Annotated in this window: 25 protein-coding genes; 15 read left to right on the top strand and 10 right to left on the bottom strand. The window is 71.1% G+C overall.

Annotated elements, in window-relative coordinates:
- Positions 1–4 precede the first annotated feature (4 nt).
- A complete protein-coding gene (locus AB0259_RS07290) occupies positions 5–835 on the top strand; it encodes an aldo/keto reductase (RefSeq protein WP_366222601.1) in 831 nt (276 codons plus the stop codon).
- Between the two features lie 15 nt (positions 836–850).
- Here the strand turns inward: AB0259_RS07290 and AB0259_RS07285 are convergent, their stop codons facing one another.
- Both AB0259_RS07285 and AB0259_RS07280 read right to left on the bottom strand, forming a co-directional pair.
- Complete coding sequence (locus tag AB0259_RS07285; protein WP_251578492.1) at positions 851–2,020, bottom strand: RtcB family protein; 1,170 nt, start codon at positions 2,018–2,020, stop codon at positions 851–853.
- A 362-nt stretch (positions 2,021–2,382) separates the two neighbouring features.
- Complete coding sequence (locus AB0259_RS07280; RefSeq protein WP_251578493.1) at positions 2,383–2,949, bottom strand: TetR family transcriptional regulator; 567 nt, start codon at positions 2,947–2,949, stop codon at positions 2,383–2,385.
- An 85-nt stretch (positions 2,950–3,034) separates the two neighbouring features.
- Between AB0259_RS07280 and AB0259_RS07275 the strand changes: the two genes are divergently transcribed.
- Entirely contained in the window at positions 3,035–4,159 is a 1,125-nt protein-coding gene (locus tag AB0259_RS07275; RefSeq protein ID WP_366222603.1) for a zinc-binding alcohol dehydrogenase family protein, read from the top strand.
- A gap of 8 nt (positions 4,160–4,167) precedes the next feature.
- Here AB0259_RS07275 and AB0259_RS07270 read toward each other — a convergent pair whose 3' ends face one another.
- Positions 4,168–4,956: a siderophore-interacting protein gene (locus AB0259_RS07270; protein WP_366222605.1), complete on the bottom strand. Its 789-nt coding sequence runs from the start codon at positions 4,954–4,956 to the stop codon at positions 4,168–4,170.
- A 110-nt stretch (positions 4,957–5,066) separates the two neighbouring features.
- Here AB0259_RS07270 and AB0259_RS07265 point away from each other — a divergent pair, with 110 nt between their 5' ends.
- Genes AB0259_RS07265 through AB0259_RS07250 form a run of 4 tightly spaced genes read left to right on the top strand, consistent with a single transcriptional unit; the run spans position 5,067 to position 8,797 of the window.
- Positions 5,067–6,053, top strand: a complete 987-nt coding sequence (locus AB0259_RS07265; RefSeq protein WP_366222607.1) for an ABC transporter substrate-binding protein — start codon at positions 5,067–5,069, stop codon at positions 6,051–6,053.
- Positions 6,050–7,039 (top strand): iron chelate uptake ABC transporter family permease subunit, encoded by a 990-nt coding sequence (locus tag AB0259_RS07260; protein ID WP_251578499.1) that lies wholly within the window; start codon positions 6,050–6,052, stop codon positions 7,037–7,039. The genes AB0259_RS07265 and AB0259_RS07260 overlap by 4 nt, the downstream gene beginning before the upstream one ends.
- Positions 7,032–8,045, top strand: coding sequence for an iron chelate uptake ABC transporter family permease subunit (locus AB0259_RS07255; RefSeq protein ID WP_366222610.1), 1,014 nt, complete (start codon positions 7,032–7,034; stop codon positions 8,043–8,045). The genes AB0259_RS07260 and AB0259_RS07255 overlap by 8 nt, the downstream gene beginning before the upstream one ends.
- Positions 8,042–8,797, top strand: coding sequence for an ATP-binding cassette domain-containing protein (locus AB0259_RS07250; RefSeq protein WP_251578503.1), 756 nt, complete (start codon positions 8,042–8,044; stop codon positions 8,795–8,797). Before AB0259_RS07255 ends, AB0259_RS07250 begins: the two co-directional genes overlap by 4 nt.
- On the opposite strand, the gene AB0259_RS07245 is transcribed toward AB0259_RS07250, so the two are convergent.
- The 3 genes from AB0259_RS07245 to AB0259_RS07235 all read right to left on the bottom strand — a co-directional run bounded on the left by AB0259_RS07245 (position 8,794) and on the right by AB0259_RS07235 (position 10,749).
- Positions 8,794–9,006 carry a hypothetical protein gene (locus tag AB0259_RS07245; RefSeq protein ID WP_251578505.1) on the bottom strand — a complete coding sequence of 71 codons (213 nt, stop codon included), beginning with the start codon at positions 9,004–9,006 and terminating at the stop codon, positions 8,794–8,796. The two genes, AB0259_RS07250 and AB0259_RS07245, sit on opposite strands and share 4 nt — an antisense overlap.
- A gap of 20 nt (positions 9,007–9,026) precedes the next feature.
- Positions 9,027–9,962 (bottom strand): DNA-3-methyladenine glycosylase 2 family protein, encoded by a 936-nt coding sequence (locus AB0259_RS07240; protein ID WP_366222722.1) that lies wholly within the window; start codon positions 9,960–9,962, stop codon positions 9,027–9,029.
- A 61-nt stretch (positions 9,963–10,023) separates the two neighbouring features.
- The gene (locus tag AB0259_RS07235) at positions 10,024–10,749 is read right to left on the bottom strand and encodes a winged helix-turn-helix domain-containing protein (protein ID WP_251578509.1); all 726 of its coding nucleotides are present in this window, start codon (positions 10,747–10,749) and stop codon (positions 10,024–10,026) included.
- Positions 10,750–11,173: 424 nt separating this feature from the next.
- On the opposite strand from AB0259_RS07235, the gene AB0259_RS07230 reads away from it, so the two are divergent.
- A complete protein-coding gene (locus AB0259_RS07230; RefSeq protein WP_251578511.1) occupies positions 11,174–11,473 on the top strand; it encodes a GNAT family N-acetyltransferase in 300 nt (99 codons plus the stop codon).
- A 5-nt stretch (positions 11,474–11,478) separates the two neighbouring features.
- Here the strand turns inward: AB0259_RS07230 and AB0259_RS07225 are convergent, their stop codons facing one another.
- Positions 11,479–11,811, bottom strand: a complete 333-nt coding sequence (locus tag AB0259_RS07225) for a hypothetical protein (RefSeq protein WP_366222613.1) — start codon at positions 11,809–11,811, stop codon at positions 11,479–11,481.
- A 119-nt stretch (positions 11,812–11,930) separates the two neighbouring features.
- Between AB0259_RS07225 and AB0259_RS07220 the strand changes: the two genes are divergently transcribed.
- From AB0259_RS07220 to AB0259_RS07200, 5 genes are read left to right on the top strand one after another with little or no spacing between them, the layout of a single operon-like run.
- Entirely contained in the window at positions 11,931–12,188 is a 258-nt protein-coding gene (locus AB0259_RS07220) for a hypothetical protein (RefSeq protein ID WP_366222615.1), read from the top strand.
- A gap of 39 nt (positions 12,189–12,227) precedes the next feature.
- Entirely contained in the window at positions 12,228–12,545 is a 318-nt protein-coding gene (locus AB0259_RS07215; RefSeq protein ID WP_251578516.1) for a DUF2277 domain-containing protein, read from the top strand.
- Positions 12,546–12,591: 46 nt separating this feature from the next.
- A complete protein-coding gene (locus tag AB0259_RS07210; RefSeq protein WP_251578518.1) occupies positions 12,592–14,073 on the top strand; it encodes an MFS transporter in 1,482 nt (493 codons plus the stop codon).
- A 55-nt stretch (positions 14,074–14,128) separates the two neighbouring features.
- Positions 14,129–15,277 (top strand): exonuclease SbcCD subunit D, encoded by a 1,149-nt coding sequence (locus AB0259_RS07205; protein WP_366222621.1) that lies wholly within the window; start codon positions 14,129–14,131, stop codon positions 15,275–15,277.
- A complete protein-coding gene (locus AB0259_RS07200; RefSeq protein ID WP_366222623.1) occupies positions 15,274–18,285 on the top strand; it encodes an SMC family ATPase in 3,012 nt (1,003 codons plus the stop codon). Before AB0259_RS07205 ends, AB0259_RS07200 begins: the two co-directional genes overlap by 4 nt.
- Here AB0259_RS07200 and AB0259_RS07195 read toward each other — a convergent pair.
- The gene (locus AB0259_RS07195; protein WP_366222625.1) at positions 18,270–18,929 is read right to left on the bottom strand and encodes a response regulator transcription factor; all 660 of its coding nucleotides are present in this window, start codon (positions 18,927–18,929) and stop codon (positions 18,270–18,272) included. The genes AB0259_RS07200 and AB0259_RS07195 overlap by 16 nt on opposite strands.
- 2 nt (positions 18,930–18,931) lie before the next feature.
- The gene (locus AB0259_RS07190; protein WP_251578527.1) at positions 18,932–20,410 is read right to left on the bottom strand and encodes a HAMP domain-containing sensor histidine kinase; all 1,479 of its coding nucleotides are present in this window, start codon (positions 20,408–20,410) and stop codon (positions 18,932–18,934) included.
- Between the two features lie 91 nt (positions 20,411–20,501).
- On the opposite strand from AB0259_RS07190, the gene AB0259_RS07185 reads away from it, so the two are divergent.
- The 3 genes from AB0259_RS07185 to AB0259_RS07175 all read left to right on the top strand — a co-directional run bounded on the left by AB0259_RS07185 (position 20,502) and on the right by AB0259_RS07175 (position 22,326).
- Positions 20,502–21,653 (top strand): phosphotransferase, encoded by a 1,152-nt coding sequence (locus AB0259_RS07185; protein ID WP_366222626.1) that lies wholly within the window; start codon positions 20,502–20,504, stop codon positions 21,651–21,653.
- A gap of 62 nt (positions 21,654–21,715) precedes the next feature.
- Positions 21,716–22,105 carry a hypothetical protein gene (locus tag AB0259_RS07180; protein WP_366222627.1) on the top strand — a complete coding sequence of 130 codons (390 nt, stop codon included), beginning with the start codon at positions 21,716–21,718 and terminating at the stop codon, positions 22,103–22,105.
- A gap of 41 nt (positions 22,106–22,146) precedes the next feature.
- On the top strand, positions 22,147–22,326 hold the full coding sequence (locus AB0259_RS07175) for a hypothetical protein (protein ID WP_251578533.1): 180 nt from the start codon (positions 22,147–22,149) through the stop codon (positions 22,324–22,326).
- A 25-nt stretch (positions 22,327–22,351) separates the two neighbouring features.
- On the opposite strand, the gene AB0259_RS07170 is transcribed toward AB0259_RS07175, so the two are convergent.
- Positions 22,352–22,909, bottom strand: coding sequence for a nucleosidase (locus AB0259_RS07170; protein WP_251578534.1), 558 nt, complete (start codon positions 22,907–22,909; stop codon positions 22,352–22,354).
- Positions 22,910–22,914: the final 5 nt, after the last annotated feature.

The raw sequence follows: 22,914 nt of genomic DNA, 5'->3' as shown, positions 1-22,914 counted from the left end.
GCACATGGTCACCATCCCCACCGTCTCCCTGAACGACGGCACCGCCTTCCCCCAGCTCGGTCTCGGCACGTACAACCTGCGTGACGAGGAGGGTACGCAGGCGATCGTCGCCGCCATCGAGGGCGGGTACCGCCTGCTCGATTCCGCGGTCAACTACGAGAACGAGCGCGAGGTCGGCGAGGCCGTGCGGCGCAGCGGCATCCGCGACGAGCTTCTCGTGACGACGAAGGTCCCCGGGCGAGACCACGGCTACGACGAGACTCGGCGCAGCGCCGAGGGGTCGCTCGAGCGACTCGGGCTCGATCGCATCGACCTGTACCTGATCCACTGGCCGAACCCGAGCGTCGACAAGTACGTCGACACCTACCGTGCGATGGTCGACCTGCAGAAGGAGGGGCGCGTCGGTTCGGTCGGCGTCTCGAACTTCACCGAGCCGATGCTCGCCCGCATCATCGAGGCGACCGGCGTCGTTCCCGCGGTGAACCAGGTCGAGCTGCACCCGTACTTCCCCCAGGCGCACCTGCGGGCGTTTCACGCGTCGCAGGGCATCCGCACCGAGAGTTGGAGCCCGCTCGCGCGTCGTTCCGAACTGCTGAGCGAGGAGGTGGTGGCGGACACCGCCGCCGCGCACGGTGTGACGCCGACGCAGGTGGTGCTCCGCTGGCACGTGCAGCTGGGCAGCACCCCGATCCCGAAGTCCGCCGACCCGGCACGTCAGGCCGAGAACGCCGACGTGTTCGAGTTCTCGCTGACCGACGACGAGGTCGCCGCGATCTCCGCCCTCGAGCGCGGCCGCCTGTGGGACGGCGACCCCGACACCCACGAGGAGATGTGAGGGCCGCCGCCCGCGTCAGTCGCCCTTCACGTTGACGAGCTGGCGCAGTGTGTGCCGGATCTCGACGAGGTCCGAGGCATCTGCCATGACCCGGTCGATCGGCTTGTAGGCCTGCGGGATCTCGTCGATGAAGGCGTCCGTGTCACGGAACTCGATGCCCGCCATGGCCTCCCGCAGCTGCTCGTGCGTGAAGGTCCGCCGAGCCGCGGACCGGGAGTACTCCCGTCCCGCACCGTGCGGGGAGGAGTTCAGCGACACCGGGTTCCCGAGTCCGGCCACGACGTAGGAGGCCGTTCCCATCGATCCCGGGATGAGGCCGGGCCGGCCCGTGTCCGCCTGGATGGCGCCCTTCCGCGACACCCACACCTCCTTGCCGAAGTGCTTCTCCCGCTCGGTGAAGTTGTGGTGGCAGTTGATCCGCTCGTGCTCCACGACGTCCTCGCCCATCGTCTCGGACAGCTGCCGCGCGACCCGGTCCATCATCTCCTCCCGGTTCAGGAGGGCGAAGTGCTGCGCCCACCGCAGGTGCCGGATGTACGTCCAGAACTCCTCCGTCCCCTCGACGAGGTACGCGAGGTCGGGATCGGGCAGGTCGATCCACCACTGCTTCGCGAGCCGCTGAGCGACACCGATGTGGTGGGTGGCGATCTTGTTGCCGACACCCCGGGACCCGGAGTGGAGGAACATCCACACCGCATCCGTCTCGTCGACCGAGATCTCGATGAAGTGGTTCCCCGATCCGAGCGAGCCGAGCTGGTTACGCCAGTGCCCCGCGTACGACGCCGGGTCGAACCCGTTCTTCGTCGCGAGCTCCTCCAGCTCGGCGACGCGCGGCTCGGCGGTCGCGACGATCTTCCGGTTGGCGTGGCCCGCCGACAGCGGGATCGCCCGCTCGATCTGCTCCCGAAGACCAGCGAGCTCGCGTGCGACGAGCTGCGTCTTCGTGAACTGCGTGCGAACGGCGATCATGCCGCATCCGATGTCGACGCCGACGGCAGCCGGCATGATCGCACCCAGCGTCGGGATGACCGATCCGACGGTCGCCCCCTTGCCGAGGTGCGCATCCGGCATGAGCGCCAGGTGCGGGTAGATGAACGGCATCCGCGCCGAGGTGCGAGCCTGCTCGACGGTCTTCTCGTCGATGATGCTCGCCCAGGACATGAGCCTGTTCGAGAGCTTCTCCATGGTTCCTTTCCTTCGTGGAGGGCCCGGGAGCCCACGTGTGGAGAGGAACACACGAGAAGACGCCCCGGACCTGTGCGGTGCGGGGCGTCGGACGGTGATGGCGTCAGACGGCGCGCGCCGGAGAGTACGGCTCGTAGCGGAACGGGCGCTGGGTCTCGTTCCGCTGGAGCAGATCACGCTTCTGCGTGGTCATGGCGTCCTCCGGGTTCTCGCCGTGCCGGTCGGCACAGCTGTGCCACGTTAGCGGCCCGGGCGTGTCGCGTCAACGAGAGGCCGTGCGGTGGGGCTCTGCGTGTGGCAGGGCTCATCGCCCTCGCGGTCTTCGCAACTCCGGCGTCGGCTGACACGTTCCGGGGGTGGCGTCACCCGACGCGCAGCACGGCCCGCATCCGATCGAACGCGGCGTCGAGGTGATCGGTGAGCGGCACCTCGTCGACGTCTGACGCCCAGGCATCCAAGGCGCTCTGCAGAGCCTCCACCGTGATGCCGGCCACCGCCGCGGCCGTGCGCTCGTCTTCGCCCCGCGCGGTGAAGCCGCGTCGGATGGCGTCGCGGAGGTCCGCCTGTTTGCGCAGATCGCGTTCGCGAAGCGCCGGCTCCGCGGCGATGACACTGCGGGCGAAGCGGATCTCGGCACGGCGGGGCTCGAAACGTTCGCGGGCGAGCGAGTGCAACCCCTGGACGACGACGGTCATGGGCGCGAGGTGTGCGGGTGCGGTGGCGATCATCCGAGCGGCGAGCTCGGGGATCTCGTCGCCGTCGAAGAACACCTCTCGCTTGTCGGCGAAGTGGCGGAAGAACGTACGCCGTGTCACGCCCGCTCGCGCGACGATGTCGGGGACGGTCGTCGCGGCATAACCCCGCTCTTCGAAGAGGGCGAGGGCCGCGGCGCGCAGTCGTTCCCGGGTGTCCGGCGCCCATCTGGCCATGCTCACAGCCTAGTGATGGCACCAGGTGTCATGAAAGAGCGTACAGTGATGACACCCCGTGACATCATCGACCGAAAGAGCCGCCGTGACCGATCCACAGAACACCGCCGCACTCATGCGCGCACCGCGTGCCCGATTGACGGTGGAGCGGATGCCGATGCCCGAGCCGGCGGCCGACGAAGTGATCGTGCGCGTCCGCGCCGTCGCGGTCAACCCGGTCGACTGGGTCATCCAGGGCACCGGCGCGGTCACCTACCGGTGGCTGCCCGCTCCTGCCGTGCTCGGCTCCGACGTCGCGGGAGAAATCGTCGCGGTCGGTTCGCAGGTGACCCGATTCCACGTCGGGGATCGGGTGGTCGGGCTGGCGACAGGCACCGACAAGGGGCGCGACTCCCGCCACGAGGGCGCATTCCAGCACTACACGGCGCTCCTCGAGCGGCTCACCGCCCCGATCCCGGACGCGATCAGCGACGCGCAGGCCGCCGTCCTCCCGCTGGGGGTGTCGACCGCGGCGTGCGCGCTCTTCCAGCCGCAACACCTCGGCCTCGCCGTCCACGACCCGGCCGAGCCCCGCACCGCCCGCGGCGTCGTCGTGATCTGGGGCGGGTCGACGAGCGTCGGCATGAACGCGATCCAGCTGGCGCGCGCCGCCGGGTACGACGTCGTGGGCACCGCCTCGCCGCGGAATGCGGACCTGGTGCGCTCGCTCGGCGCTGACGTCGTCGCCGATCACGGGTCGTCCACCGCGGTCGACGACCTCGTTGGAGGCATCGGTGGCCGTCCGGTCCTCGGCGCGGTCGCGTTCGGCGAGACCTCGGCGGCCCCCTGCATCGAGGTCCTCCGGCGCACCGGCGGATCGGTTCTCGTGATGGCGAGCACGCCGGTGTCGCTGGCAGATCTCGCCGGGCGTCGTCGCCTCTTCCCCGCGATGGTGCCGGTCTTCACGAGGCTCGGGCTCCGCATGGTGGCGCTGATGCTGCGCGCCCGATGGGCGGGCATCCGCGCCGGCTTCGTCTGGGGCACGAGCCTGCGCGACGACGGCCTCGGCGACCGGCTCTGGGGCGGATTGCTCCCGCAGTGGCTCGCCGACGGCACGGTGCGCCCGTCGCCCGAGCCGCTCGTGACCGGGCACGGCCTCGAGGCGATGCAGGACGCGCTCGATCGTCAGCGCGCCGGTGTCTCGGCGCAGAAGGTCGTCGTCACGCTCTGACGCCACGCTCAGTGCGGCGCGTGGTACTCGGCCTCGCCGCTCTTCCAGTACCCCTTCACGACGATCTGATCGGATGCCAGGGCCCACCGCTCCAGCAGCAGGCGCCGCCCCGACTTGACGACGCCTTGCTCGGCCGCGACGAAGCCGAACACGTCGCCCTCGGGGCGATCCGCCGGCGACAGCGCATCGAGCGCGGAGGCCAGCGCCGTGCCGGGGAGGGCCGCGCCGCGGTGGACGGAGCTGACGTCCACTCCGCGCGGCGCGGGGATGGGCAGCTCGTGCGCGGCATCCGTCACCTCGATGAGGATGCGGCCGACCGCGTCCTCATCCATCAGTCCGGCGAACCGGCGGATAGCCGGCACGGCGGTCTCGTCGCCGGCGAGGAACCAGGCGTCGGGGCGACCCGACACGAGCATCGAGCCGCGAGGGCCACCGACCCCGATCGTCGAGCCGAGGGGAGCGGATGCCGCCCACGGTGCCGCGACGCCCTGATCGCCGTGCACGGCGAACTCGACCTCGAGCCAGCCGGCCTCAGCATCCCAGGCCAGCGGCGTGTACTCGCGGCTCGGCGACTGTCGGATCGCGTCGAGGTCGGCGGCGGGGTCGTCAGGGAAGAACAGGCGCATGTGGTCGTCGCTGCCCAGGGATGTGAAGCCGCGCAGGTCGTCGCCTTCGAGGCGGACGCGCACGAAGGTGGGCGTCTCCCAGGTCCGTGCCGCGAGGGCGGCGCGGCGGAAGCGGAGGTCGAGCGGCTGTCGGTCCAGCCGGAAGGAGGGGGCGGATTTGACGAAGCTCACACAGGTAAGGCTAACCTAAAAACCGCCGGGCGATCGCCCGCGATCCCCTACCGACCGACGGCGCCAGCGTGCTCATACACGCCCGCTCCGTCGACGACAGGAGCAGTCACATGCGCAGCATCCGTCCCCTGACCGCCACGCCGCTCGTCGCCCTCGCGGCGCTCGCCCTCGCCGGGTGCGCCGGCCCGGCACCCGACGCCGAATCGGTCGCCGAGACCGAGACCGAGACGGTCGTCGTCGAGGACAATCACGGCGAGCAGATCGTCACGACGCCGCCGCAGCGGGTCGTCGCGACCGACAACCGGACGATCGCCATGCTCGACGCCTGGGGGATCGACATCGTCGGGGCGCCGCTCGACATCTTCCCCGACGGCCTGTCGTTCAAGGACGACTCCGCCGTCGCCAACCTCGGCAACCACAACGAACCCGACCTCGAGGCGGTCGTCGCCGCTGATCCGGACCTCATCGTCAACGGGCAGCGCTTCTCGAGCTACTACGCCGATTTCCGGACTCTCGTCCCCGACGCCGCCATCGTCGAGTTCGACCCGCGCGAAGGTGAGCCCCTCGACGAGGAGCTGCGTCGCCAGGTCACGTCCCTGGGTGAGATCTTCGGGAAGCAGGACGAGGCAGCGGCGCTCGTCGCCGACTTCGATGCCGCGATCGAGCGGGTCCGCGCCGCCTACGACGACACGGAGACCGTCATGGGTGTCATCACCTCCGGTGGCGAGATCAACTACGCCGCGCCGACCACCGGCCGCACGCTCGGACCCGTCTACGACATCCTCGGGCTGACGCCGTCACTGGAGTCCGATGGCTCGACCGATCACCAGGGCGACGACATCTCCGTCGAGGCGCTGGCCGCAGCCGACCCCGACTGGTTCCTGGTGATGGACCGGGATGCCGCGGTCAGCGTCAACACCGATGAGGCGTACACGCCCGCGAACGACGTCATCGCCGGATCCGAGGCGCTGCAGAACGTGACCGCGGTCCGCGAGGGCAACATCGTCTACATGCCGCAGGGCACCTACCTGAACGAGGGGATCGAGACGTACACGACGTTCTTCGAGGACCTCGCGGACGCCCTCGAGAGCCGGTGACCCTCACTCTCGAGCACCCGGTGAACAGGCGCCCGCGCGGGCGCCTGTTCACCTGGCCGCTTCTGCTCGGCGCTGTCGTCGTCGCCGGCCTCGTGGCGCTCTCCCTCTTCGTCGGCGTCTACGACGTGATCGGGGAGGCCGACGGGGCGGAGATGTTCGCGATCACGCGCATCCCGCGAACGGCCGGCCTCGTCCTCGCCGGCGCAGCGCTCGCCATGTGCGGCCTGGTCATGCAGCTGCTGACGCAGAACCGCTTCGTGGAGCCGACGACCACCGGGACCACCGAGTGGGCGGGTCTCGGGCTGCTCCTGGTCATGCTGCTCGTCCCCGATGCGCCCCTCGTCGTGCGCATGATCGGCGCGGTCGGCATGGCCTTCGTCGGGACCATGCTCTTCTTCCTGTTCCTGCGCCGGGTCATGCTGACCTCGTCGATCATCGTGCCGATCGTCGGGATGATGCTCGGCGCTGTCGTGGGGGCGATCTCGACCTTCATCGCGCTGTCGACGAACCTGCTGCAGAGCATGGCGATCTGGTTCACGGGCTCGTTCACCTCGGTGTTGCGCGGACAGTACGAACCGCTGTGGATCGTGCTCCTCGTCGTCATCGCCGTCTTCGTCGCGGCCGACCGCTTCACGATCGCCGGGCTCGGCGAGGACGTCGCGACCAATGTCGGACTGGACTATCGGCGCATCGTGCTGTTGGGCACGGTGCTGATCGCTCTCGCTGCCGGCGTCGTGACGGTCGTCGTGGGCAACCTGCCGTTCCTCGGACTCATCGTCCCGAACGTCGTCTCGCTGATCCGGGGTGATGATCTGCGGTCCAATCTGCCGTGGGTGGCGCTCGGCGGCATCGCACTGATCACTGTCTGCGACATCCTCGCCCGCATCGTCAACGCACCTTTCGAGGTGCCGGTGTCGCTCATCCTCGCGATGATCGGGGCGGTCGTGTTCATCGGCCTTCTCCTCAGGCAGCGCCGCCGTGGCTGACGTCCTCGCGCTCTCCGGGCCCTTCCCGACGGCGACCCGCGCGCGCCGCTATGCCGTGACCGTCGCGGTACTCGGTGCGGTCGCGGTCGCGGTGGCGTCCGGCATCCTGCTCTGGGACAACCCCGCTCCCGCCGGCAGCGACGGGTTCTGGCGCATCGCGCAGCTGCGCGCGACGAGCGTGATCGTGATCGTGATCGTCGCGGTCTGCCAGGGGATGGCCACCATCACCTTCCAGACCGTCACCGCCAACCGCATCGTGACACCGTCGATCATGGGCTTCGAGTCGCTCTACACCGCCATCTCCACGGCGGCGATCTTCTTCTTCGGTGCCGCCGGTGTCCTGCTGGTGCAGGGGCCCGGTCCATATCTGCTGCAGGTCGCGGCCATGCTCGCCTTCTCGGGAGCCCTGTACGGATGGTTGTTGTCGGGGCGGTACGCCAACGTCCAGATCATGCTCCTCGTGGGCATCATCCTCGGCGGCGCGCTCGCCGCGTTCTCGACTTTCCTGCAGCGGCTGCTGACGCCCACCGAGTTCGATCTGCTGACGGCGCGACTCATCGGCAGCGTCGCGAACGCCGACGCGACCTACCTGCCGATCGCGATCCCGCTCGTCGTCGTCGCGGCGGGCCTCCTGGTCCTCGGCAGCGGACGGCTGAACCTCCTCGGGCTGGGTCGCGAGGTCGCGCTGAGTCTCGGGTCGTCGCAGCGCCGCGACTCGATCCTCGCCCTGCTGCTGGTGTCGGTGCTCATGGCCGTGTCGACCTCGCTCATCGGGCCGATGACGTTCTTCGGGCTCCTCGTCGCGATGCTCACCTACCAGCTCGCCGACACCTTCGACCATCGGCGCATGTTCGCGCTCTCGGCCCTCGTGGGTTTCGTGGTGCTCGGCGGTGCCTACCTCGTCCTGAAGCACGTCTTCTACGCCGCCGGGTCGGTCGGGATCATCGTCGAGATCGTCGGTGGTTCCCTCTTCCTCATCCACCTGCTCCGAAAGGGACGCCTGTGATCTCGCTCACCGCCGTCGAGAAGCGCTACAGCACCGAGGTCGCGATCGGTCCGGTCACCCTCGACCTGCCCGCCGGCGGCATCACCGCACTGATCGGGCCCAACGGCGCCGGCAAGTCGACGCTCCTCACGATGGTCGGACGTCTCCTCGCCGCGGACAGGGGATCGATCTCGGTGGGAGGTCACGACGTCACGGCGACGAAGTCCCGCGAGCTCGCGAAGGTCATCGCGATCCTGCGGCAGGAGAACCATTTCGTCACCCGCCTGACGGTGCGTCAGCTCGTGGGATTCGGACGCTACCCGCACTCGCAGGGCCGTCTCACTGTCGCGGACGAGGAGATCATCGACCGGTCGATCGACTTCCTCGGCCTCCGCGGGCTGGAGGGCAGGTATCTCGACGAGCTCTCGGGCGGCCAGCGGCAGCGCGCGTACGTCGCGATGGTCCTCGCCCAGGACACGGAGTACGTCCTGCTCGACGAGCCGCTCAACAACCTCGACATCCAGCACGCCGTGCAGATGATGAGCCACCTCCAGCGGGCGGCGACGGAGCTCGGACGGACGATCGTGGTCGTCCTGCATGACATCAACTTCGCCGGTCACTACGCCGACCGCGTCTGCGCGATGAAGGACGGTCGGGTCGCCGCCTTCGGCACGCCGGGCGAGATCATCCGCGCCGACGTGCTCACCGACATCTTCGAGACCCCGGTGGACGTCGTCGACGGTCCGCGCGGCCCCCTGGCGGTCTACTACTAGAGCTGCGCGCCGTCGTCGTCGCGGTCGTAGATGCCCTCGTTGCGTCCGCGGCGCGATTCGTACGCGATGAGCCAGCCGATGGAGATGGCCGCGGCCAGCACGAGCCCGACCCACACGTTCTGCAGCACCAGTCCGAACAGGATGCCGCCGACGAACAGCACTACCGTGCCGAGCAACCAGAATCCGCGTCCCCGCTGTCGCTGAGCCATGCCGCAAGCCTAAGCGGCGCTCAGCGGCGGCGGTGATCCTCCGGTGCGAGCCGCGGGCCGCGCCGCGGCTCGACCACCCCGCACACCTCGATGAGGCGGATGACACGCTGTCGGTGCCCCTTCCACGGCTCCAGCAGCTCGCGCATCCCGTCGTCGTCGACGCGCGACCCGGTGAGGGCGTATCCGACGCGGTGCGCGACATGATAGTCGCCGAAGCTCACGGCATCGGGGTCGCCGAACGCCCGGATGCGGGTCTCGGCGCTCGTCCAGATCCCGACGCCCGGCAGGCTCGTGAAGACGCGGTCGCGCTCGTCGCCCGTCGTCGCGGCGACGGCGGCACGCTCGATGGAGGCGCGTCGCCGCGCGGCGTCCGTGATGGTGCGTGACTGTGGCGGCTCGAGGCCTGCGCGATGCCATGACCAGCTCGGGATCATCCGCCAATCCGCCGGCGGAGCGTACATCGGCCGGGGCGTGGGGCCGGGTGCGGGCTCGCCGTAATGGGTGAGGATCCAGCGCCACGCACCGAACGCCTGCAGGCCCGTCACCTTCTGCTCGAAGACGCTGCTCGCGAGGGCGTCGAAGACGAGGTCGGTCGCGCCGATGCGCAGGTCTGGCCGCCGATGATGCGTGGCGGCGATGACCGGATGCCGCGACGCGTCGAAGCCGTCGGGGTCGTCGCCCGCCCCGCACAGCCGTGGCAGCTGATCGAGCGACCAGGCCGCGCCGGGTCCCCACGCGGCCGCACGGACGGTGCGCAGGCCCGGGCGGATCGCGATCGTGGCCACACCCTCCGGCGTCCGCGTCGCGCGCCAGATCACGCCGTCGACCGTGGTCTGCGACGGGTCGTGCGCGCCGCGCTGCTGGTAGCGGACCGCACCCGTCGCGTCGACGGGGACGCGGGGTCGGTACTCGGCCTCGAGGGGCTTGAGCGACGAGGGTGCCGCGGGTCGCGGCATCCGTTCGCGCAGTACCGTCCTCATGCCGACACCCTACGTCCGGGGGCCGACAGCCGGCTGATCAGAAGCGGTCGGGCGAGGGGGTGCCGTGGCCGTAGCGGATGACGACGTCGGCGTGACGGTCGAACCGGTAGCCGATGCCGCGCACCGTGCGGACGATGTCCTCGTAGCGGCCGAGCTTCGAGCGCAGGCGGCGCACGTGCACGTCGATCGTGCGCTCGCCGGGAGCGTCGTCGCCGTCGGCGTGGCTCCACAGCGACGAGACGAGCTCGGTGCGCTCGATCGTGCGGCCCTCGCGCAGGACGAGGTACTGCAGCAGCTCGAACTCCTTGAACGTCAGCGACGCGGTCTCGCCGTCGATGTGGACGCGGCGACGGGAGATGTCGATGGTGACGCCGCCGGGGACGTGCTCGTCGAGGGGTTCCTCGGGCTTGGTGCGGGCGACGGCGGCGGGCTCGTGCAGGGCCAGCCGGACGACGTCGACGTCACGGCCGCCTGCGCCGACCGGGGCGAGAGCCACGGTCGCGTGCGTCTCGGCGGAGGGGGCCAGCTCGGCGATGGTGCGACGCAGGGCGTCGACGATGACCGAGAGGCTGACACCGTCGGCGGCGGCCTTCAGCTCGTCGAGGCCGACGTAGAGGGCGAACCCGCGCGGTGCGGTGCCGGCAGGGAGTCCGCTCGACGACGGCGCGGGGCGCGGCGCGACGGGACGGGGAGGAGCGATGTCCTCGACGGCGCGGAGGTGGCGGGGGGCGGTGGGAGCGGAGAGGAGAGCGGAGGTCGACATGGCGATGTCCTTCGAAGGGGGAACCCGGAGCGGGACGCGGGTTCGGGAGTGTTGCGCGGATGGCCTCACTGGGGCCGATGTGCGAGGCCACCGGCATCCGCGTTGTGGGCGGAGGAGCCGGAGCCTCGGGGGTCGGACGACACCGTGTTCAGAAACGGCGGCGCGACCCGGCGGGGATCACCGTGTCAGCGACACATTCGGCAACACATGACAGCACGCTGCGGCATCATGATGCCGGCAGTTCCGTTCGCCTCCCGGGCGGACAGAGTGCGTGCGAAGTCAGTCATGTGGCCGATTATGACGAAGCGCGTCGCCATGTGTCAAACCGCCGCCCCTCGGCAACGTCCGCATGACGGAATGTGACAGATTGCTCAATCCGCTGGGCATCGTCCATGCGAGCGCCCGATCGGCGTACCGTGATCGCATGAGCGAGCTGATGTTCACGGATGAGAAGGATGCCGCGCGCTACACCCTGCATCGCGGCAAAGACCTCGTCAGCGTCCTCGACTACAACGACGACGGTCGCACCGTTGCGCTCACCCGTGCCTATACGATCCCGACGTTCCGCGGGTCGGGCTACGCCGGTGAGCTCGTCCGACGCGCGGTCGCCGACCTCGAGCGACGCGGTGACCGACGGGTCATCCCGGTGTGCTGGTACGTCGCCGACTGGTTCGAGGCGAATCCCGGGCACGAGGCGCTGCTGCAGGAGCGGCGCACCGCCTGACCCGGTCAGGCCTCGCCCGGCCGGGGATCGCGTATCCGCCAGCCGAGCCGCTCGAGCGCGCCCCGCAGGCGCTCGGCCGCTGCGCGCGCGACCTCGATCGATCCGTCCGAGCACACGTCGACCGCCAGCGGCGGCGGGTCACCGAACTTGGGTATCTGCACCTCGGCCCATGCGCCGGGGGAGAGGCTGACGCGCGGGTAGGCGGTCCGCGCGTGCTCGACGACCCCGTCGCACACGAACGCGATCGTCTCGAGGGCGTCGGGCTTGGCGATCGGCAGGTCGACGACGAGGGTCACCACGAACGGTGCTCCCGCGGTGTCCCGCCCGTGTCCCGACATCCTGGTCTCTTCCCCTCGCCTCTCGTTCGTAGTCGCGATGGCCCGGTGCGGTCAAGCCCGTCGACCCTCGGCGCGGCGCGGTGAACGATGGGCGGACGACGAGGCGCGAGGAGACGGCCATGGATCACGACGAGAACGACCGGACGAGCGAGGCCGCACCCGCCGGCGGCTGGTCGGAGGACGAGTCCTCGATCATCGCCTCGGGTGCGGTGACGAATGAGGAGAAGGAGCAGCAGGATGCCGCCGACCGCGGTCGCGCCGAGGGCGCCCCGATGCCGGACGCCGCTCCCGATCCGTTCGTCGAGAGTGCCGAGATCCAGCAGGGTCTCGATCCCGACGTGCTGACCGACGAGCAGGCGGAGCTTCGCGCCGAGTGACCCTGGCGGCGCCCTGCGAGGCGGCGTACCGTGGCGGCCATGTGCCGCAACATCGTGCCGCTCCACAACTTCGAGCCCGCCGCGACGGACGCCGAGTGCCACGACGCCGCCCTGCAGTACGTCCGCAAGATCAGCGGCATGACGAGACCGTCGCGCGCCAATCAGGAGGCGTTCGACCTCGCCGTCGAGCAGATCGCCGCGGCGACGCGTCAGCTGCTCGACGATCTGGTGTCCGCCGTGCCGCCGAAGGACCGCGATGAGGAGGCCGAGAAGCGACGCGCGCGATCGGCCGATCGGTACGAGGCCCTGCGCGAGTTCCAGGAGCGCAAGAAGGCCGAGCGAGCCGCGGCATCCTGAGCCCGTCCGCCTCGGGTCGCCGCGGGGCCGGTAGCGTGGGACGGTCATGACATCCCCTGCCACCGCCAGCATCCCCCTGTCCTCCTCGCAGCGTTGGCGGGCCTTCTGGGTGTGCGTCTCGGTGGCGGCGTTCACGATCCTCGACCTCAGCAAGGTCAATGTCGGTCTCCCGGCGATCGAGGCGTCCCTCGACGCGACCTCGACCCAGCTGCAGCTCGTCGTGTCGGGTTACATCCTCACCTTCGGCCTCGCGCTCGTGCCCTTCGGCCGGCTCGGCGACCAGCGCTCCCGCAAGGTGCTGTTCATCGTCGGGCTGAGCCTGTTCACCGTCATGAGCGCGGTGTGTGCCCTCGCGCCCACCATCGAGGTGCTGATGGCGGCCCGACTCGTCCAGGGCATCGCCGCCGGCATCCAGATGCCGCAGGTCATGGGCACGATCCAGCAGCTGTTCACGGGCAAGGAGCGCGGCCGCGCATTCGGTCTTTTCGGCGCGACGATCGGCATCGCCACCGCGTTCGGCCCGACTCTCGGCGGTCTGATGATCGCGCTCGGCGGTCCGACCGACGGCTGGCGCGGCATCTTCTGGTTCAACGTGCCGCTGTGCCTCCTCGTGCTCGCCGGCGTGATCTGGATCCTGCCGCAAACCCGTCAGGCCAGCGGCCGCCCCCTGCAGCTCGACCCGGTCGGCATCGTTCTCTTCGGCCTAATGATCGTCTCGCTGATGTGGCCGTTCCTGTTCACGACGGGCTCGCCGGACGACGACCCGAACCGCTGGTGGCTGCTGACCGCCTTCGTCCTCTTCGCGGCGCTCTTCTTCTGGTGGGAGCGGCGGTACGCGGCATCCGGTCGTCAGCCGCTCATCCCGTTCCGGATGTTCCGCATCCGCTCCTTCCGCAACGGAACGCTGGTCGTCGTGGCCTACTTCACCGCGATCCCGCCGATGTTCCTGCTCGGCACCCTCTTCCTGCAGCTGGGCGTCGGGCTCGAGCCGGTGTTCGCGGGCATGGTCTCCATCGGGTTCGCCGTCGCGAGTGCGGCGAGCTCGTACTACGGCGGACTCCTCGTCAACCGCCTCGGTCGCCAGCTCGTGACGATCGGCCTCGTGACCGTGCTGGTCAGCGTGGTCGCGCTCACGATTGTCGCCTTCACGATGCCCCGCGAGACGGTCGCCTACGGGATGGCCGCGGCACTGCTGGTCGCCGGCGCGGGAGGTGGCCTCGTCGTCTCACCCAACCAGACGCTGACCCTCTCCGAGATCGCCGTGCGCGAGGGCGGCCTCGCGGGCTCCGTCGGCCAGCTCGGGCAGCGCGTGGGGACAGCGGTCGGAACCGCGATCGGACTGTCGCTGTTCTACGCGTCTATCTACCGCGAGAAGGATGCCGGGCTCGACTCGCTCGCGGTCTACCACGACGCCTACGCCTACGGGATGGCCGCGGTCGGGGTCTTCCTCGCCATCGCGACCCTCGTCTCGGTGATCGACCTCATCGGCCTGCGCCGCCGCGGTACCGTCGTTCCCGCCGCGGACTGACGCGGCCCCGGCACGCCTCGGCGGCGATGTCGGGGGTCCGATCTACCGTGTCAGCATGCGCATCCTGCACACCTCCGACTGGCACATCGGGCGGACCTTCCACGGTCACTCCACGCTCGACGCGCTCCGCGGCGTGCTCGACGAGCTGACCGCGCAGGTGCGCGCACACGGCGTCGACGTCGTGATCGTCGCGGGCGACGTCTTCGACTCCGCGACCCCCGCCGCCGCGTGCTACACGCTGCTCTCCGACGCGCTCCGCGGCATCGCCGACGCGGGCGCGCGGGTCGTCGTGACGAGCGGCAATCACGACTCCGCGGCCCGGTTGGGTTTCCAGGCGGGGCTGCTGCGCGACGGCATCCACGTCCTGACCGATCCGGATGCCGTCGGCACCCCGCTCACGATCGACGACGACCATGGTCCGGTCCACTTCTACGGCATCCCGTACCTCGAGCCCGCCCTTCTGCGTCACCGGTGGGAGGGCGTCCGCACCCAGGCCGCGGTGCTCGGTCGTGCCATGGACCTCGTCCGCGCGGACCTCGCCGAGCGGCGCGGGCGGTCGGTCGCGATCGCGCACTGCTTCGCCGCGGGTGTCGAGCCCACCCCCCACCTCGAGCGCGACATCCAGCAGGGCGGCCTCGACGTCGTCCCGCTGTCGACCTTCGACGGTGTCGACTACATGGCCCTCGGGCACATCCACGGGCGCCAGCGGCTGGCCGAGAACGTCCGGTATGCCGGTGCGCCGCTGCACTACAACTTCGGCGAGGGTGACAAGCCGCGCGGGTCGTGGCTGATCGACCTGGACGCCGAGGGCCTGACATCCGTGGAATGGCTCGAGCTCCCGGTGCCACGGCGACTCGTGACGCTGCGCGGCTCGTTCGCCGAGATCCTCGAGGACGAGCAGTACGAGACCGCCGCGGAGGCCTGGGTGTGCGTCGAGTACACCGACGACCTGCCCGAGGCCGACCCGCTGCGCCGCCTGCAGCAGCGGTTCCCGTTCTGCGCGAAGGTCGTGCACGCGCCCGCCGTCGTGCGGTCGGGGGACCGGCGCAGCTACGTCGAGCGGGTGCGGGCGGCGCGTACCGACCGCGAGCTCGTCGAAGCCTTCCTCGCGCACGTGCGAGAGGGGCAGGGGCCGTCCGAGCGCGAGGCGGAGGTCCTCGACGACGTGCTCGACGAGCGGGTGCGCCAGGAGGCGCTCGCGTGAAGCTGCACCGCCTCGAAGTCACCGGATTCGGCCCGTTCCGCGAGCGCCAGACGGTCGACTTCGACGCGTTCGACGACGACGGTCTGTTCCTCATCTCAGGGCGCACGGGCGCCGGGAAGTCCAGCATCCTCGACGGGGTGAGCTTCGCGCTCTACGGGTCGGTTCCGCGCTATGAGGGGGGCGACCGTCGGCTGCGCAGCGACCACAGCTTCCTGACCGACCCGACCCAGGTGCGCCTGGAGTTCACGGTCGGCGGCACGCGCTGGCGGGTGACCCGTGCGCCGGAGTACGAGCGTCCGGCGAAACGCGGGGGCGGACTCACCCTCGAGCCCGCGCGGGCGGAACTCGAGGAGTGGGTCGACGAAGCCTGGATCGGGCGGGCCGCCAAGCAGCGTGAGGTCGGGATCGCTCTCGATGAGGTCCTCGGCCTCAGCGCGCAGCAGTTCCAGCAGGTGATCCTGCTCGCGCAGAACAAGTTCTCCCGATTCCTCCTGGCCGGGAACGCGGAGCGGCAGCAGCTGCTGCGGACGCTGTTCGGCACGCGCCGCTTCGAGGGGTACAAGGATGCGCTCGAGGACCGTCGGCGTGAGGCGCAGAAGCGACTCGACGACAGCGGCGCGCGCGTGCGCACGCTGCTCGACGTCGCGGAGCGCGAGATCACCGCGCACGCGCTCCACCCGGCCGACGGCGGCGACGCCCCGGTCGACGCGGACCTTCTCGGGAGGAAGGCCGCCGTCGAGCGCGCCGTCGCGCGCGCCCAGTATCGGGTGGAGGCTCGCGGCAACGAGCGCGCGCTCGCGACGACCCGCGCCGAGGTCGCCGTGTCCGAGCATCGGCGTCTCCTGGAGGTCGGCCAGCGCCTCGCCGACCTGCAGACGGCGCGCGGCGACCTCGCTGCCCGAGAGGCGCAGGCTCCGGAGATCGACGTCCTCCGCGCGCAGGTCGGACGCGCTCGCGCCGCTGAGGCGCTGCGCGCTCCCGTCGAGACCGCGGCCCGCGCCGCCGGTGAGTGGACGGTCGCGCAGCAGACGCGTCAGACGGCGGAGGACGAGTGGGTCGCCGCCGGCGGGTCCGCCGCGGACGACCTGGACGCCGTGATCGAGGACCTCACGGGCCGCATCGCGCGCGCTCAGGACGCCGCCGAGGCGGAGCGCTCAGCCGCGACACTGACCGACGCCCAGCGCCTGCGCCGGGAAGAGCTCGAGAAGGTCGAGGACGCCCTCCGGGATCTCGATGCCGCCCTGGCTGCCGTGCCCGAGCGGCGCCGCCAGGCGGCGGCCGACCTGGCGCAGACCCGCGCGGTCGCGGATCGGCATGACGACCTCTCCACCGCGCGGGGGGATCTGGCGCCCCGCCTGGATGCGGCGCGTTCCCTCGAGCGACTGACCCCGGCCGCAGCGGCAGCCGAGGCCGCCTACGCGGAGGCGAACGCCCGCTCCGCCTCGGCCTCGGCGCACGTGGGTGAGCTCCTCCGGCGGCGCCTTCGCGGCTACGCGGGGGAGCTCGCGGCATCCCTCGTCGACGGCGAGCCGTGCGCCGTCTGCGGTGCGACGGCGCACCCCCGTCCCGCGACGCACGACACCGCGCACGTCACCGACGACGATCTCGCCGCCGCCGAACGCGCCCGAGACACCGCCGCCGCCGCGGAGCGGGATGCGGCGAAGGCGGCCGCAGCCGCCCGCGAGGCCGTCGCCGCCGCGACCGCATCGTCAGGTGGCCGGGACGTCGACGACCTCGTGACGGCGCTCGAGGGCCTCGACGCGGAGCTCGCTGCGGCCCGCGCCGCGCGCGACCGGCTCGACGGACTCACGAGGGCCGTCGAGGACATCGACGCGCTCGAGGCCGCCGCTCTCGGCGAGGCGACGCAGCTTCGCCGGCGTGCCGGCGCGCTGCGCGAGGAGATCGCCGCCGCCGAGACGGTGCTCGACACCGCTCAACGGGCGGTGGCGGCCGCCCGCGGTGAGCATGAGAGCGTCGCCGCGCGGATCGCCGCGGACGAGGAGCACCGGCTCCTCGCGACGCGCCTGCTCGACCTCCGGCGCACCGAGCGCACACGACGCGAGGCCGCCCACCTGGCGCAGCGCGACCGTGACGAGCGCCTCGAAGCCTCGGTGTTCGACGCTCCCGCGGACGTGCTCGACGCGCTCCTGCCGGCGGACGAGGCGACCCGGCTCGCCGAGCGGATCGAGGCGCATGCCGCCGGCCTGGCGGCCGCGCAGGCGCGCACCCTCGAGCTCGAGCTCGCCTCCGTCGACGAGACCCTCGACCCCGATGCCGTCGCCGCAGCGGCGGATGCGGCGACGGCCGCCGACGACGCACGCACCGCGGCCATCGCAGCCGAGGCCGACGCGGCGAGCGCCGCTGCCGGACTCCGCGACCTCCTCGCCCGCATCGAGACGGCGGCTGAGGCCGTGGCGACGCAGGCGGAGGATGCCGCTGCCGTCACCCGTCTCGCCGACACGGTCGCCGGCCGAGCGCCGAACACGATGAAGATGGATCTCGAGACCTTCGTCCTCGCCGCCGAGCTCGAGGAGATCGTCGCCGCCGCCAACCTCCGGCTGTCGGAGATGTCGTCGGGCCGGTACACGCTTCGTCATTCCGATGCGCGGCAGGCTCGCGGCGCGGCATCCGGTCTGTCCATCGAGGTCCTCGATGCGCACACCGGGCGGCTCCGGTCGCCGCAGTCCCTCTCGGGCGGCGAGACGTTCCTCGCCTCATTGGCGCTCGCCCTCGGCCTCGCCGAGGTGGTCACGTCCCGGGTTGGTGGCATCCGGCTCGACACGCTGTTCATCGACGAGGGCTTCGGCTCGCTCGATCCCGAGACGCTCGAACTCGCCATGCGCACCCTGGACGAGCTGCGCGCCGGCGGGCGGGTCGTCGGGGTCATCAGTCACGTCGAGGCGATGAAGGACCAGATCCCGGCTCAGCTCGTCGTCGAGGCGACACCGGAGGGACCGAGCGTCGTGCGGCAGGAGGCGCTGAGCCCCGCGGGTCACACCATCCGGTAGCCGACGCCGCGGACCGTCTCGATGCGATCCGACCCGAGCTTCTGCCGGAGGTACCCGACGTACACGTCGGCGACGTTCGAGCCCGGATCGAAGTCATACCCCCACACGCGGCTCAGCAGTTGCTCGCGGCTGAGCACGTGGCCCGCGTTGCGGACGAACTCCTCCGCGAGGGCGAACTCGCGCGCCGAGAGCTCGACGCGGGTTCCCGCCACCCGGGCCTCGCGCGTCCGGATGTCGAGGGTCAGGTCGCGGTGCGAGAGGGCGGGGGCGCCGCTGCTGTCGTCGTCCTTGCGCATCCGCAGCCGGATCCGTGCGAGCAGTTCGTCGAACCGGAACGGCTTGCCGAGGTAGTCGTCCGCACCGCCCTCGAGGCCGGCCACCGTGTCCTGAAGCTCGACACGGGCCGTCAGCATGATGATCGGCATCCGCGACCCGCTGCCGCGCAGCTGCTCCAGAACCTGGAAACCGTCCATGCCCGGCAGGTTCACGTCCAGTACCAGCAGGTCGAATTCGTCGGTCTGCGCCAGGTGGAGGGCGTCAGGGCCGGTCGCCGCGATCTGCGTCGCGTACCCCGCAGCCCGCAGCCCCTTCTCCACGAAACCGGCGATGCGCGCCTCGTCCTCGGCGATCAGGATGGATGCCACGCTCAGCGCTCCTCGGAGATGGTGACGGGTGTCGGCGGTCGATCCGGCAGCCTATCGTCGTCGGCCACCGCACCCTCGTGCGGGATGGACAGGATGAAGACCGCGCCGCCGCCCTCGGCATCCGCCACCCGCGCGGAACCGCCGTGCGCCTTCGCGATGACCTGGACGATGTTGAGACCCAGCCCGCTTCCGCGACCGTCATCCGTTCCCCGGTGGAACCGGTCGAACACGAACGGCTTCTGGTCGTCGGGGACACCGGGACCGTGGTCGCGCACGCGGAACTCCACCGCGTCTTCCGTCAGCCTGCTGCTCAGGACGATGTCGCCGCCCCCGTGTGTGACGGCGTTCTGCGCGAGCTGCAGGAGCGCCTGAGTGAGCCGCTCAGCATCGGCCGCGATGACGACGTCGACCGCCGGTCCCGCCGTCACGGACGCATCGGCGAGAGCGCCGGCCTTGCGGACGACCTGCGTCAGCAGGTCCGCCGTGTCGACGGGGGAGAGGGTCACCGGCCGCGGACCGTGCAGAGCGGCGGCGGCACCGAGGTCGTGCACGAGGTTGTGCATCCGGTCGAGCTCGTCGACGGCCAGGTCCCTGGAGCTCTCCACATCGGCGACATCGCGCGGGTCCATCACCTCGAGGTGCCCGCGGACGATCGTGATGGGGGTCTTCAGCTCGTGCCCGACGTCGCTCAGCAGGCGTCGCTGCGAGTCGAGGGCCTCGTCGAGCCGGTCGAGCATGGCGTTCATCGTCGCGGCGAGTTCGGAGACATCGTCCTCGCCCTCGACGGGGAGCCGCTCGGACAGCGACTGGCCCGAGACCCGTTCCGCCGTCTCGCGCATCCGCCGCAGCGGGCGCAGCAGTCGCGTCGACACGATGAAGGCGACGGCGGTGATGATCATCAACGCGATGGCACTCGCGAGGAGGTAGGCCCGCGCCGGTCCGTCCATCTCGGCGAGCTCGGCCTCCACGTCGTACACGAGGGCGAACACGACGTCCCCGGGTGTCGTGTCGCCCTCGATGGCGATCGGGACCGCGAGGTAGCGCCACGTGACCCCGTTCCCGCTGTACGTGCGGACGACGGGGGCGCCGCCTGCCCCCGCCTCGGCAGCGGCGGAGACGAAGTCGCTGTCCCTGCTCGGGTCGACGTCCAACCGGATGCCGGGGGTGAAGCGGGCGTTGCCTGCCATGATCCCGACGGCCCCTGTGTTGTCGTCGGGGCTCATGCGCTGGACGACCTGCCGCAGCGCCTCCTCGGCACTCGTCCACCCCCCGGTGTCGTTGTTGCCCGCCGCGACGATGTAGCGAGCCGATTCGAGGTTGTCGCTGAGGCGGTCCTCGATGCTCTGCAGGTTCGTCGTGCGTTCGACGACGTAGACGGTCAGGCCCACCGAGGCGAGCCCGATCGCGGCGACGAGAGTGATCGCCACGACGATGCGTGTGCGCACCGACACCAGCAAGCGGCGGCGGGGGGCGGCATCCATGCCCTCCAGTATCGCGACGTCGCGCCGCCGCGACGTCACCCTAAGAAAGGTCTCACGCCCTCCGCCGTGCTGATCGTGGTGGGATCGACACATGCCAGCGCCCACCGTGACACCCGAGGCCGCCCTGCTCGCGGACGCCCTCGACCTCGAGGAGTCGCAGCTGGCCCCGATCGGCCGGGAGCCGCTCGGCGAGGGGACCGTCGCCGGCTTCCGGCTGCCGGGTGAGGCCGAGGCGTACGCCTACGTGGACACGTCCCTCCTGCCCGTCCGGGAGGAGACCGGTCTCGCGCTGGAAGGGGTCGCGCGCATCTGGATGCACCCGGCCGACCCGCACCTCCCCGCGCTCGCTCCCGTCGCGTTCGGCGAGGCGTTGTCGATCCTCCTGGCGCGGCTCGGCGTTCACAGCGGCGGCACCCCGGTCCTGGTCGCCTACCGGCCGGGCCGCCGTGCCGTCGTGCGTGCGGCGGGCGACGGCGAGCCGGTCTGGGTCAAGGTCGTCCGCCCGCGGCGCGTCGAGCGCATCGTGGAGCTGCACACCGCGTTCCGTTCGGCCGGCCTTCCGGTGCCCGGGGTGACAGGGTGGGCGCCCGACGGCATCCTCGTGACGGCGCACGCCTCCGGGACTCCGGCCATCGACGCGGCCGCGACCGGCGCGCTCGCCCCCGAGCTGCTCCTGGACCGGGTGGACGAGCTGCGCGCGCGGATCGCCGCCGCGCCGCTCAAGGGCAGCGCGCGGACGTCGATCGCGACGAGACGGGGCTGGTACGAATCCCGCCTGCGCGGCATCGACACCGGCATCGACGTCCTGCTCGACGAGATCCCCCGCGACGGCGCCCCCACCACCTCGGCATCCGTGGGTGTGCACGGCGACCTGCACCTCGGTCAGATCTTCGTCGACGCCGGCGGACAGGTGACCGGTCTGATCGACGTCGACACCGCGGGTGTCGGGCACCCCGCGGACGACGTGGCGGCCTTCCTGGGCCACACGATCGCGAGTGCGACGCTGTCGGGGGCGGATGCATCCCCCGCGCTGTGGGAGGTGGCGGATGCCGCCGCGGCACGCTGGCGGGATGTCCCCGACAGCGCCCCCCTCTCGGCGGCGCACCTCATCGGCCACGCGCTGGCCGCGGTCGATGCCGGCGACCGGGCACGAGCCCGCGGGCTGCTGCGGGTGGCGGCCGCCCTGTGCGACGGGCGCGGCGAACATAAGGGCCCTCTCATGAACGCCTTCGAGTCGGCTTAGCCCCGTCGGTCAGGCTGATGCCATCGGGCGAGCACCCGCCCCTTCGACCAGGAGACAGGATCATGAAGACCAAGAAGTGGATCGCGTACGGAGTGACCGGCATCGTCGGTCTGGGCCTCATCGCCGGCGGTGCGACCGCCGCCGCCGCCGCCATGGACCTGCGTGACCCGGAGGGGACGACCCTTCCGGGCGGCCAGCTGACCGGCACGTCGACGCCGACCCTCGACGGCTCCACCCCGGTGACGGTGGACGTGACGAACGACACGGCGAAGGTCGTCACGGCCGTGACCCCGACGCCGAGCCCCGTCACCCCGCCCTCCGCGACGACCCCGGTCACGACGCCGACCCCGGTGACGCAGGCCACGCCGCCGTCGCCGCTCACGCCCCCGTCGCCGGTGACGCCCGCGACGCCGGCGACGCCCGCGAGCGCGGCATCCGCGCCGTCGAACTGACCCCGGATCCCCGCGGCCGCCGCGGGCCCTAGGCTGGACGCATGAAGAAGGGCATGATCTGGACGATCCTGGGTGTCATCATCGCGATCGTCATCGCGTGGATCGTCGTGGATGTCGTGCTGAAGCTCGTCTTCTTCGCTGCGAAGCTGGTCGTCGTCGCAATCGTCGCGCTGATCGTGTTCTTCGTCCTCCGGTCGCTCTTCGCCCGTCGCGACGCCTGAGTCCCACGGCGCCCACGGGTCGCGCTCAGACGCCGTAGAGCTCGGTGATCCGTCCGCGCAGCTGCACGCTGCAGGCGGCGACCGCGTCGCGCCAATCGGTGATCGCGTCGTCCTGCGCGCTGTCGGAGACGGCCTTCAGCACACGGATGGGCACGCCGAACTGCTGCGCCACCCAGATGTAGGCGTACGCCTCCATGTCCACGAGGGTGCCGCCGAGTGCGCGGATGGCCTCCACGGTTCCGGCGTCGTCCACGAAGTGGTCGCCGGTCGCGATGATCGTGCCGTCGCGTCCGGCGATCGACACGGTCGCCGGCAGCGACACGTGCTGACCGGCGATGCCGTCGACGTCCGAGACGTCGTGCTGCAGCGCGGTGGTCACGTCGTGGACGCCGGTCGCCTCGGGATCGACCGAGCCTGCGGTGCCGACCACCACGATCTCCTCGTACTCCCCGCGGTCGAGCGCGCGGGTGAGTGCGTACGTCGCCTGCAGCTTGCCGGGACCCGTCACGAGACGGTCGAAGCCGGGAAGCTCCTCCGGGAAGGCGACCAGTTCGGAGTCGAGGGCGGCGACGAGGAGCTTCACCGATC

It is taken from the genome of Microbacterium sp. NPDC080005 (genome assembly GCF_040702445.1).
Taxonomy (GTDB): Bacteria; Actinomycetota; Actinomycetes; order Actinomycetales; family Microbacteriaceae; genus Microbacterium; species Microbacterium oleivorans_D.
Note: the sequence above shows the minus strand (reverse complement) of the source record. Positions and strands in the feature narration are given on the sequence as shown.